General features: G+C 68.8%; 11 protein-coding genes and 2 riboswitches. Of the genes, 9 read left to right on the top strand and 2 right to left on the bottom strand.

Going from position 1 to position 11,849, the window contains the following annotated elements; translation table 11 throughout:
• From DPV74_RS33285 to DPV74_RS33250, 8 genes are all read left to right on the top strand, one after another.
• A partial coding sequence (locus DPV74_RS33285) for an SGNH/GDSL hydrolase family protein (protein ID WP_162923204.1) occupies positions 1 to 533 on the top strand: 533 nt, incomplete at its 5' end.
• Positions 534 to 769: 236 nt separating this feature from the next.
• Positions 770 to 1,822: an oxidoreductase gene (locus tag DPV74_RS33280; protein WP_119338721.1), complete on the top strand. Its 1,053-nt coding sequence runs from the start codon at positions 770 to 772 to the stop codon at positions 1,820 to 1,822.
• A 168-nt stretch (positions 1,823 to 1,990) separates the two neighbouring features.
• Positions 1,991 to 2,353 carry a hypothetical protein gene (locus DPV74_RS33275; protein ID WP_027788671.1) on the top strand — a complete coding sequence of 121 codons (363 nt, stop codon included), beginning with the start codon at positions 1,991 to 1,993 and terminating at the stop codon, positions 2,351 to 2,353.
• A gap of 113 nt (positions 2,354 to 2,466) precedes the next feature.
• Positions 2,467 to 2,568, top strand: a riboswitch (glycine riboswitch).
• A 33-nt stretch (positions 2,569 to 2,601) separates the two neighbouring features.
• Positions 2,602 to 2,735, top strand: a riboswitch (glycine riboswitch).
• An 84-nt stretch (positions 2,736 to 2,819) separates the two neighbouring features.
• Entirely contained in the window at positions 2,820 to 3,938 is a 1,119-nt protein-coding gene (gcvT, locus tag DPV74_RS33270; protein ID WP_059694458.1) for a glycine cleavage system aminomethyltransferase GcvT, read from the top strand.
• Positions 3,939 to 4,055: 117 nt separating this feature from the next.
• A complete protein-coding gene (gene gcvH / locus DPV74_RS33265; RefSeq protein WP_027788673.1) occupies positions 4,056 to 4,436 on the top strand; it encodes a glycine cleavage system protein GcvH in 381 nt (126 codons plus the stop codon).
• A gap of 63 nt (positions 4,437 to 4,499) precedes the next feature.
• Entirely contained in the window at positions 4,500 to 7,427 is a 2,928-nt protein-coding gene (gene gcvP / locus DPV74_RS33260; RefSeq protein WP_119338720.1) for an aminomethyl-transferring glycine dehydrogenase, read from the top strand.
• Between the two features lie 151 nt (positions 7,428 to 7,578).
• Complete coding sequence (locus DPV74_RS33255) at positions 7,579 to 8,715, top strand: alginate lyase family protein (RefSeq protein ID WP_027788675.1); 1,137 nt, start codon at positions 7,579 to 7,581, stop codon at positions 8,713 to 8,715.
• Positions 8,716 to 8,745: 30 nt separating this feature from the next.
• Positions 8,746 to 10,134 carry an L-serine ammonia-lyase gene (locus DPV74_RS33250; protein ID WP_027788676.1) on the top strand — a complete coding sequence of 463 codons (1,389 nt, stop codon included), beginning with the start codon at positions 8,746 to 8,748 and terminating at the stop codon, positions 10,132 to 10,134.
• An 86-nt stretch (positions 10,135 to 10,220) separates the two neighbouring features.
• Here the strand turns inward: DPV74_RS33250 and DPV74_RS33245 are convergent, their stop codons facing one another.
• Together DPV74_RS33245 and vapB are read right to left on the bottom strand one after the other, a co-directional pair.
• Positions 10,221 to 10,622, bottom strand: a complete 402-nt coding sequence (locus DPV74_RS33245; RefSeq protein ID WP_119338719.1) for a type II toxin-antitoxin system VapC family toxin — start codon at positions 10,620 to 10,622, stop codon at positions 10,221 to 10,223.
• Positions 10,622 to 10,858, bottom strand: a complete 237-nt coding sequence (gene vapB, locus DPV74_RS33240) for a type II toxin-antitoxin system VapB family antitoxin (RefSeq protein WP_059528333.1) — start codon at positions 10,856 to 10,858, stop codon at positions 10,622 to 10,624. The genes DPV74_RS33245 and vapB overlap by 1 nt, the downstream gene beginning before the upstream one ends.
• A gap of 413 nt (positions 10,859 to 11,271) precedes the next feature.
• Here vapB and DPV74_RS33235 point away from each other — a divergent pair.
• Positions 11,272 to 11,849: thiamine pyrophosphate-binding protein (locus DPV74_RS33235; protein ID WP_049117046.1), on the top strand; the 578-nt coding region annotated here is incomplete at its 3' end.

Genomic DNA, 11,849 nt, shown 5'->3' with positions numbered 1-11,849 from the left:
GCGTCGCGACGCAGCGCGACGCGCTGTCCGGGCAGCTGGCGAACGCGCTCGCGGCCACGCACCGCGTGCACTGGAAGCTGCTCGCGCGCACGGGCCTGACCACGCGGGAGCTCGTCGACTGGCTCGCCGCCGAACCGGCCCAACCGTTCGACGTGGCCGTCACGTCGCTCGGCGTCAACGACGTGACGGGCGGCGTGCCGCCGGCCCGCTGGCAGGCGCAGCAGGCCGAGCTCGTCCGGCTGCTCGCCACGCGCTTCCGGGTCGGCCACGCGATCCTGTCGGCGGTGCCGCCGATGGAGCGCTTTCCGGCGCTGCCGCAGCCGCTCGCGTGGTATCTCGGGTTGCGCGCGAAACGGCTCAACACGGCGCTCGCCGGCTGGGCCGCCACGCAGCCGCACTGCACGTTCCTGCGCGTCGAGCTGCCGCTCGAGCGCCACCTGATGGCCGCCGACGGCTTCCACCCCGGTGCCGCCGCCTGCACGGTGTGGGCCACGCAAGTCGCCGCCGCCGTGCTGCGCCGGACGGCCGCATGACGCGGCACGGCGCCCCGGCACCGGCCTTTCACCGCGCGGGCCGGCAGGCAAAACCCCGCACGGTCGGCACGCGGGCCCGCGCAAAATGCCGGCTTTCCTTGCGCAAGTGCCGCATCGCACCGCGCGTGTCGCCCGAACGCCCCGGTACGAGCGGCGGCGCCATGCCAAAATAGCCGGTCGTCTTCGCGCCGTCTCGGCGCACCGTCCTTTAGTTTCCTTCGCAGCCAGGGATTGCCATGTCGTCATTGCTCAGGATTGGTTTGATGGGTTTCGGTTTCGCCGGCGCGACGTTTCACGCGCCGGTCATCGCCACGAGCGGCCGCACTGAAGTCGCCGCGATCGCGACGGGGCAGCCCGATCGCGCGCAGGCCGCGTATCCGGGCGCGCGTGTCGTCCCCGATCTCGACACGCTGCTCGGCCTCGACGACATCGAATGCGTGGTGATCGCCACGCCGAACGACACGCACTTCGCGCTCGCGCGCCAGGTGCTCGAAGCCGGCCGCCACGTGGTCGTCGACAAGCCCGTCACGCTCACCGCCGACGAGGCGCTTGCGCTCGCGCGGCTCGCGAACGCGCGCAGCCGGCTGTTCGCGCCGTTCCACAACCGCCGCTGGGACGGCGATTTCCTCACCGTGCGCCGCATCGTCGAATCGGGCGAGCTCGGCCGGCTCACGTACTTCGCGTCGCACTTCGACCGCTTCCGCCCGACGCCGCGCACGCGCTGGCGCGAGGAGCCCGCCCGCGGCGGCGGCCTGCTGCTCGACCTCGGCCCGCACCTGATCGACCAGGCGCTCGCGCTGTTCGGCCTGCCCGAAACGGTGGGCGCGACCGTCAAGACCCGTCGCGACAACGGCACGGCGCCCGATTTCGTGCACCTGCAGCTCGGTTATCCGGACAAGGAAGTGGCGCTGCATGCGAGCGCGCTGTCGGCGATCGAACCCGCGCGCTTCACGCTGCACGGCACACGCGGCAGCTACCAGAAGTTCGGGCTCGACACGCAGGAAGACCAGCTCAAGGCCGGCCTCACCGCGGACGACGTCGAATTCGGCGGCGGCAACCCGCCGGGCCTGCTGCGCGTGCTCGACGGCGAGGTCGAGCTCGAACGCCCGGTGCCGACACTCGACGGCCAGTACGCGGAGTTCTACCGCGCGCTCGCCGCGTCGATCCGCGACGGCGCGCCGTTCCCCGTCACCACGCAGGATGCCGTCGACGTGATGACGATCATCGAGCTCGCCGCGCAGAGCGAGCACGACGGCCGCCGGCTGCCGTTCGTGCGCCGCACGATCTGACACCGCGCGCCGGCCGGTCACGGCCGGCCGGCATGCGCGGCCGGCCCGGCGGATTCGATTACAGGAACATTCGGTTACAAATGCCGGGGGAACGAAAGTCAGCGTCCGACCGGTCTGACGCGTTTCTCGAAAAAGTCGATCCGACACCAATCCGTCTGGAGAATGTTGATGCAACGGTTGATTCGCGCAGCAGCGTGCTGCGTCCTGGTTTCCTCGCTTGCGGCCTGTATCGTGCAGCCGCAGCAGCCGGTTCGCCCGGCCCCTCCGCCGCGGCCGAATCCGCAAGTCGTCGCGAACGAGCGGATGCAGCAGATCCAGGGCCGGATCGACAACCTGCATCGCCGCATCGATGCGCGCGTGAACGGCGGCTACTACCCGCCGCCGTACGGCGCGCAGCTTCACCACCGCCTCGACGTGATCCGCCAGGAAGCGAACGACATGTCCGCGCAGCACAGCGGCGGCCTGTCCGGCGACGAGCAGCGCGTGCTGAACCAGGAACTCGACACGGCCGCGCGCGCGATCGGCGAGTAACGCACCGGCGCCCGCCGGCGCGGAAAAAGCGGCGGCACCGGTTGCCGCCGCTTGTCGCGAAGCGACATTCTTTTGCTCAAATTGACAAGGCCCACCTGCTCGCGTACAGTCGCCCGCACGCGTCGGGAGAGCGTGTGACCGTGCTGTTCCAGCCGGTTGCGCCGCCGAAGGGGCACACCCGCAAACTCTCAGGCAAAAGGACCGACCGCGTCGGGGAACCTCGTCCGTGCATCGCGCGGGCCACACACTCCCCGCACTCTGGAGAGCGGCAGTAGCCCGCAGCGCATAGGCTGCGCGGGCAGGCTGCCCACCGAAGGGGCGCGCGTTCGCCAGGCCTGGCCGGCAGCGCAATCTCTCAGGTATCGAGGACAGAGGGGCATGTACCGGATCGCTCGCAGGCCGTCGGCCGCGGTGGTCGGCACATGGCCGTTCTGATCCGCGCGCAAGCGCCTTGCCTGAGGCCTCGATGACTGCACTGAATCACACCCCGCTCAACGCCGCGCACCGCGCGCTCAATGCCCGCATGGTCGACTTCGGCGGCTGGGACATGCCCGTCAACTACGGCTCGCAGATCGAAGAACATGAAGCCGTGCGCACCGACGCCGGCATGTTCGACGTGTCGCACATGTGCGTCGTCGATTTCACCGGCAGCCGCGTGCGCGCGTTCTTCGAGCACGCGATCGCGAACAACGTCGGCAAGCTCAAGACGCCCGGCAAGGCACTCTACTCGTGCCTGCTCAATCCGCAGGGCGGCGTCATCGACGACCTGATCGTCTACTACTTCACCGAAGAATTCTTCCGCGTCGTCGTCAACGCCGGCACGGCCGAGAAAGACATCGCGTGGTTCAACCAGCTGAACGAGCAAGGCGGCTACGGCGTCACGATCGCGCCGCGCCGCGATTTCGCGATCATCGCCGTACAGGGCCCGAACGCCCGCGAAAAGGCCTGGGCGACCGTGCCCGCCGCGCGTGCCGCGACGAGCGAGCTGAAGCCGTTCAACGCCGCGCAGGTCGCCGGCACGCCGTTCGGCGATCTCACCGTCGCACGCACCGGCTATACCGGCGAAGACGGCTTCGAAGTGATCGTCCCGGCCGTGCACGTCGAAGCGCTGTGGAACGCGCTGCAGCAGAACGGCGTGCGCCCGTGCGGGCTCGGCGCGCGCGACACGCTGCGCCTCGAGGCCGGCATGAACCTGTACGGCCAGGACATGGACGACACCGTCTCCCCGCTCGACGCGGGCCTCGCGTGGACGGTCGACCTCGGCGCGCCGCGCGACTTCGTCGGCCGCGCCGCCCTTGAAGCAAACGGCACCCGCGCCGCGTTCGTCGGCCTGATCCTGCAGAAGGAAAACGGCAAGGCGGGCGGCGTGCTGCGCGCGCACCAGAAGGTCGTCACGCCGCACGGCGAAGGCGAGATCACGAGCGGCACGTTCTCGCCGTCGATGCAGGAATCGATCGCGTTCGCGCGCGTGCCGGCGGCCGTCCAGATCGGCGACGTGGTCCAGGTGCAAATTCGAGACAAGAATCTTCCCGCGCGCGTGGTAAAACTGCCGTTCGTGCGCAACGGCAAGGTCCTCGCTGCGTAACGGCCGGGAGGCCCGCCTCCCGGGAAGCCGGGAGATGGCGCCTGGCGCAACACCACACCCGGCGCGCCCCGGCGGCGCGCCAGCAAAACGAACAAACCCTTTTATCAGGAGCATCCGATGAGCAACGTCCCGGCCGATCTGAAGTACACCGACGAACACGAGTGGATCCGCACTGAAGCCGACGGCACGCTGACGGTCGGCATCACCGATCACGCGCAGAACACGCTCGGCGACATCGTTTTCCTCGAACTGCCGGCCGTCGGCAAGCAGGTGAAGGCGGGCGACGCGATCGGCGTCGTCGAATCGGTGAAAGCCGCGTCGGACATCTATTCGCCGGTGTCGGGCGAGGTGGTCGCGATCAACGCGGACGCCGTCGACACGCCGGAAGAAGTGAACAGCGACGCGTACGACACGTGGCTGTTCAAGATCAAGCTCGCCGACGGCGCATCGACCGACGGCCTGCTCGACGCCGCCGCCTACAGCAAGCTGATCGACTAATTCCCTTACCCGAACCGCGCGACGCCGGCCGCCGGCCGGCCCGCGCGGGACCAGAGTCACGCCATGAAGCTCGAACACCCGGACCGCCTGATGAACCGCACGCCCCTCTCGCTCGCCGCGCTCGAAACGCACGACGCGTTCGCCGAACGCCACATCGGCCCCGACGCCACCAGCCAGCAGGCCATGCTCGACACGCTCGGCTTCGCGTCGCGCGCCGCCCTGATCGACGCCGTGATCCCGGCCTCGATCCGCCGCGCCGAAACGCTGCCGCTCGGCCCGTTCGCGCAGCCGAAGAGCGAGGCCGAAGCCCTCGCCGCGCTGCGGGTTCTCGCGGACAAGAACCAGGTGTTCCGCTCGTATATCGGTCAGGGTTACCACGACACGCACACGCCGGCCGTGATCCTGCGTAACGTGCTCGAAAACCCGGCGTGGTACACGGCCTACACGCCGTACCAGCCCGAAATTTCCCAGGGCCGCCTCGAGGCGCTCCTGAACTTCCAGCAGATGGTCGCCGACCTGACGGGCCTCGCGATCTCGAACGCGTCGCTGCTCGATGAAGCCACCGCCGCCGCTGAAGCGATGACGCTGCTGCAACGCACCGGCAAGCCGGCGTCGAACGTGTTCTACGTCGCCGACGACGTGCTGCCGCAAACGCTCGAAGTGATCCGCACGCGCGCGCTGCCGGTCGGCATCGAGGTCAAGACGGGCCCGGCCGCCGACGCGGCGCAGGCGAATGCGTTCGGCGTGCTGCTGCAATACCCGGGCGTGAACGGCGACGTGCGCGACTACCGCGCGCTCACCGAAGCGATCCACGCGGCCGGTGGCCACGTGGTCGTCGCGGCCGACCTGCTCGCGCTGACCGTGCTGACGCCGCCCGGCGACTGGGGCGCGGACGTCGCGATCGGCAACACGCAGCGCTTCGGCGTGCCGATGGGCTTCGGCGGCCCGCACGCCGCGTATCTCGCGGTGCGTGACGAATTCAAGCGCCAGATGCCAGGCCGCCTCGTCGGCGTGACGGTCGACGCGCAGGGCAAGCCCGCGCTGCGCCTCGCGCTGCAGACGCGCGAACAGCACATCCGCCGCGAGAAGGCGACCTCGAACGTGTGTACCGCGCAGGCGCTGCTCGCGATCATGGCCAGCATGTACGCGGTCTACCACGGCCCGCACGGCCTGAAGACGATCGCGCTGCGCGTGAACCGCATCGCGGCCCTCTTCGCCGCCGGCGTGAAGCAGCTCGGCTTCGCGACCGTCAACGACACGTTCTTCGACACGCTGACGATCGATACCGGCGCGCGCACCGCGCAGGTCCACGAACTCGCGAAGGCCAAGCGCATCAACCTGCGCCGCGTGAGCGACACGCAAGTCGGCGTGTCGGTCGACGAAACGACGACGCGCGACGACCTCGCTGATCTCCTCGCCGTGTTCGCGCAGGCCGCGGGCGGCACCGCCCCGGCCGTCGATGCCCTCGACGCGGGCCTTGCCGGCGTTGCCGCGCTGCCGGCCGGCCTCGAGCGCACGAGCGCGTACCTGACGCACCACGTGTTCAACCGCCACCATTCCGAAACCGAAATGCTGCGCTACCTGCGCAGCCTGTCGGACAAGGATCTCGCACTCGACCGCTCGATGATCCCGCTCGGCTCGTGCACGATGAAGCTGAACGCGACGTCGGAAATGCTGCCGGTCACGTGGCCCGAATTCGGCGGCATCCATCCGTTCGCGCCGGCCGAGCAGACCGTCGGCTACCGCGAGATGATCGACCAGCTCGAGCAGATGCTCGTCGCGGCCACCGGCTACGCGGCCGTGTCGCTGCAGCCGAACGCCGGCTCGCAGGGCGAGTACGCGGGCCTGCTGATCATCCACGCTTACCACGCATCGCGCGGCGAAGCGCACCGCGACGTGTGCCTGATCCCGGCATCCGCGCACGGCACGAACCCGGCCTCCGCGCATATGGCCGGCATGAAGGTCGTGGTCGTCGCCTGCGACGCGCAGGGCAACGTCGACATCGCCGATCTCAAGGCCAAGGCCGACGAGCACGCGAAGGACCTCGCGGCGATCATGATCACGTATCCGTCGACGCACGGCGTGTTCGAGCAGAACGTCCGCGAGATCTGCGAGATCGTGCATGCGCACGGCGGCCAGGTGTACGTCGACGGCGCGAACATGAACGCGATGGTCGGCCTGACCGCGCCGGGCCAGTTCGGCGGCGACGTGTCGCACCTGAACCTGCACAAGACCTTCTGCATCCCGCACGGCGGCGGCGGCCCGGGCGTCGGCCCGGTCGCGGTCGGCGCGCACCTCGCGAAGTTCCTGCCGAACCAGCGTTCGACCGGCTACTCGCGCGACGAAAACGGCATCGGCGCGGTGTCGGCCGCGCCGTACGGCTCGGCGTCGATCCTGCCGATCTCGTGGATGTACATCGCGATGATGGGCGCGAAGAACCTGACCGCCGCGACGGAAACCGCGATCCTCAACGCGAACTACATCGCGAAGCGCCTCGCGCCGCACTACCCGGTGCTGTATTCGGGCCCGGGCGGGCTGGTGGCGCACGAGTGCATTCTCGACCTGCGCCCGATCAAGGAATCGAGCGGCATCACCGTCGACGACGTCGCGAAGCGCCTGATGGATTACGGCTTCCACGCGCCGACGATGAGCTTCCCGGTGCCGGGCACGCTGATGGTCGAGCCGACCGAATCGGAATCGCAGGAGGAACTCGACCGCTTCATCGCCGCGATGATCGCGATCCGCGAGGAAATCCGTGCGGTCGAGGAAGGCCGCGCCGACCGCGAGGACAACCCGCTGCGTCACGCCCCGCACACGGCGGCCGTCGTCACCGCGAACGAATGGCCGCACGCGTACTCGCGCGAGCAGGCCGCGTACCCGGTCGCGTCGCTCGGCACGAACAAGTACTGGCCGCCGGTCGGCCGCGCGGACAACGTCTACGGCGACCGCAACCTGTTCTGCTCGTGCGTGCCGATGTCGGAATACGCATAACGCACACGAGGCCAGGAGCCGTCCGATGGTGCCCGCACCGCACGCAACCCGGGGTTGCGTGCGGTTTTTTTGTTCGCCGCTCGAACCCGTGCACGTTCGTGCGCCAATCCGGCTAACATCACACGCGATCCAGCCAATGAAGGAGTTCCGCATGGTGCGTCCGATGTTTCCGGGCCATGGTGCACTGCAAGGGCGGCCGCGCGCGCGCCGCTTCGTGCCGATGTTCGTCGCGTCGCTGTCGTTGGCCGCTGCAGGCCTCGGCGCGTGCGGCAGCGCGCGCGCGGCGATGAATTTCTGCGCGGCGCCGGCCCTGCAGGCGAGCGAGACGACGCAGGCCGAGCCGGGCGTCCAGGCGCTGATCCGCAGCGTCGACGCACGCATCGGCGAGCAGCCGAAGGCGATGGCGCGCGTGCACACCGAGGGCACGCTGCCGCACGAAGGCATCTACGACCAGAGCGCCGCCGCGCTGAAGGATCTCGACCTGATGCGCGATGCCGCGCTCGCGTGGCGCGTGACGAACGCGCCGCGCTACCTGCAGCTCGTCGACCGCTTCCTGTCCGCGTGGGTCGGCACCTACCAGCCGAGCTTCAACCCGATCGACGAGACGCGTTTCGACAGCCTGATCGTCGCGTACGACATGACCGCAAGCGCGCTGCCGGTGAAGACCCGCAACGCGACCGCGGCGTTCATCGCGAAGCTCGGCGCCGGTTATGTCGCGCAGATCGACGCGCAGAAGCGCCCGCTCACCGGCACCTGGCGCAACAACTGGCAGAGCCACCGGATCAAGCTGATCGCGCTGTCCGCGTTCACGCTCGGCGACCGCAGGATGATGAACGCCGCGCAGCGGCTGTTCGTCGAGCATCTGGCCGACAACATCGGCCCGGACGGCAAGACGTGGGATTTCGAGGAGCGCGATGCGCTGCACTACGCGGTCTACGACCTGCAGCCGCTGGTGACGGCCGCGCTCGCCGCGCGCCGCTTCAACCGCAACTGGCTGCGCGAGCGCGGCACGAACGGTGCGACCCTGGAGGCCGCGCTCGACTGGCTCGTGCCGTACGCGCTCGGCGAGAAAACGCACGAGGAATTCGTGAATTCGCCGGTGCCGTTCGACGCGAAGCGCCGCGAAGCCGGCCTGCCGGGCTACACGGGGCAGTGGGACCCGAAAAACGCCACCGAACTCTTTCATCTGGCCGCGCGGCTCGACGGGCGCTATGCCCGCGTCGCGCAGCAACTTTCCCCAACGCCGCCCGCATGGCTCGCCGCGTGCCTGCCATTGCAGGCGCGCTAGCACTACTCTTAAAGCAAGGCAGGAATCGAAATGGCAGTCAGCGTCTTTGACCTCTTCAAGATCGGTATCGGTCCGTCCAGTTCGCATACGGTCGGGCCGATGCGCGCGGCGCTGATGTTCGTCCAGGGCCTCGAGCGCGACGGGATGCTCGACGCGACCGCCCACGTGAAGGTCGAGCTGTACGGCTCGCTCGGCGCCACCGGCAAGGGCCACGGCACCGACCGCGGCGTGATGCTCGGCCTGCTCGGCGACGCGCCCGACACCGTCGATCCCGACACGATCGACGCGCGGCTGGAAGACGTCCGCCAGTCGAAGAAGCTCGCGCTGCTCGGCACGCACCCGGTGCCGTTCGTGCTGAAGGAGAACATCGCGTTCTACCGCCAGGCGCTGCCCGAGCATCCGAACGGGATGAAGCTGCGCGCGAGCGACGCGAACGGCGCGGTGCTGGTCGAGCGCACCTACCTGTCGGTCGGCGGCGGCTTCGTCGTGACGGCCGGCGCGCCGAACACGAAGGTGCTGAGCGCGGCCGAGCAGATGACGCACCCGTTCCGCACCGGCGCCGAGCTGCTCGCGCTGACCGAGTCGACCGGCAAGTCGATCGCGCAGCTGATGTGGGAAAACGAGCGCGCGTGGCACACCGAGGAAGAGACGCGCGACGGCCTGCTGAAGATCTGGGCGGTGATGCAGTCGTGCGTGTCGCGCGGCTGCGGAATCGGCAACCCGGATGCCGACGGCAACCTGCCCGGCCCGTTCCAGGTCAAGCGCCGCGCGCCGCAGCTGTACCGCACGCTGACGGGCAGCCCGGAGCGTGCGCTGCAGGATCCGCTGTCGATGATCGACTGGATCAACCTGTACGCGATCGCGGTCAACGAGGAAAACGCGGCCGGCGGGCGCGTCGTGACCGCGCCGACCAACGGCGCGGCCGGCATCATCCCCGCCGTGCTGCACTACTACACGCGCTTCACGCCGGGCGCGAACGAGCAGGGCGTGATCGACTTCCTGCTCACCGCCGCCGCGATCGGCATTCTCTACAAGCTGAATGCGTCGATCTCCGGCGCGGAAGTCGGCTGCCAGGGCGAAGTGGGCGTCGCGTGCTCGATGGCGGCGGGCGCGCTCGCGGCCGTGCTCGGCGGCACGCCGCAACAGGTCGAGAACGCGGCCGAGATCGGGATGGAGCACAACCTCGGCCTCACCTGCGACCCGGTCGGCGGGATGGTGCAGATTCCCTGCATCGAGCGCAACGCGATGGCGTCGGTGAAGGCGGTCAATGCGGCACGCATGGCGTTGCGCGGCGACGGCTCGCACTACGTGTCGCTCGATTCGGTGATCAAGACGATGCGCGAGACCGGCGCCGACATGAAGACGAAGTACAAGGAAACGTCGCGCGGCGGGCTCGCGGTGAATATCGTCGAGTGCTGATGCAGTAACGGCGGTCGTGCGGGGCGAATCGATACCCTGCATGACCGCCGGACATGGCGAGCGTTGCGTCACGCCTGCCGGGCACGCTAGTCGCTCAGCCAGTTCTCCAGCCGCACGCCCGGGTAGCTCGCGAAATCCCGCTCGTTGTTGGTCACGAGCACGACGTCGAGCGACACCGCATGCGCCGCGATCAGTTTGTCGAGATGATCCTTCTTCCGATCGCGGGTCGCTTCGCGGACAGGGCCGTACGCTTGCGCGGCCGGCGCGTCGAACGGCGCAACCGGGATATCCTCGATCAGCGCGGCAAGATTGCTGCGCTCCCGGGCCGGACGTACACACACGGTCACGCCGTACTCGAGCTCGGCATAGGTAATCGCCGACATCACGACGTCCCCCGTGTAGCACTGCGCAAATCGTCTCGCGACCTGTTCCGGCTGATTCTTCATCAGGTAGATGCACATGTTGGTGTCGAGCATGTAGCGCGCCATCACAAGCCCTCGCGGTCGGCCTGTTCGTGGTCGCCACGCCCTTCGGCCATGAAATCCGGCCCGAATTTCGCGAACTTCTCGAGCACGCCGGTCAACGGCCGCCGCATGGGCCGAATACGGATTTCGTCGCCGATCCGTTCGATTTCGAGCTCGATATCGCTGCGCTCGTAAGCAAGATCCGCCGGAATCCGTACGGCCTGTGAGTTGCCGTTCCGAAACACCCTCGTGGTATGCATGTCGATCTCCCATGCGTGTGTACGATGGATGTACTTTAGGGTGTTTCCGAGGCAATGTAAATCCATGTGTGTACACGACTCCGAAGTGATCATGCAGGCGGCTCGCGATAGGCCGGAGATATCCACTGCCGGCGGCCGGTCAATTGCGGCGAAAAGACACGTGGTTCGACGCAATTCGCCGCCCGCCTGACCGTGGCAGCGGATCGTCCTGTCCGGCTCGATGCCGGCAGCCTCCACTGTCCACCGTCCGGCAATCGCGCACCAGTCGTCCTTTCGGCCAGCCGAACCCGGCGAGCAGGCAAGACGCGCCGCCCGACCCGCCCCGCGTTCCGACACTTTTCGCCGGCCGCCGTACCGGCGCCCCGCCGACAGGCGTAAGCTGTACGTCCCGCTACCCAGGGAGACGGCAGCCCATGTCGCATTCCAAGGATCTCGAGCAGCCCGCCACCACCGGCGCGCGACTGCTCGTCGATGCGTTGCTCGCCAATCACGTCGAACGCGTGTTCTGCGTGCCCGGCGAGAGTTTCCTCGCCGTACTCGATGCGCTGGCGGACGACACCGCGCGCATCCAGACGGTCGTCTGCCGCCACGAGGCGGCCGCCGCGAACATGGCCGAGGCGGTCGGCAAGCTGACCGGCCGCCCCGGCATCGCGTTCGTCACGCGCGGGCCCGGCGCGACCCATGCGTCGATCGGCGTACACACCGCGTTCCAGGATTCGACGCCGATGATCCTGTTCGTCGGCCAGTGCGCGCGCGAGCACCTCGACCGCGAAGCCTTCCAGGAAATCGACTACCGGCGGATGTTCGGCCAGATGGCGAAATGGGTCGCGCAGATCGACGATCCGCGCCGCATTCCCGAGTACCTGAGCCATGCGTTCCACGTCGCGACCGCCGGCCGGCCCGGCCCGGTCGTGCTCGCGCTGCCGGAGGACGTGCTGTCCGAAGCCTGCGCGCCGCAGCCCGTCGTGCCGGCCGCGAAACGCGTCGCGGC

The sequence above is a fragment of the Burkholderia sp. HAN2018 genome (assembly GCF_024704855.1).
Classification (GTDB): Bacteria; Pseudomonadota; Gammaproteobacteria; order Burkholderiales; family Burkholderiaceae; genus Burkholderia; species Burkholderia cepacia.
This window is presented reverse-complemented; position numbering and strand designations above follow the sequence as displayed.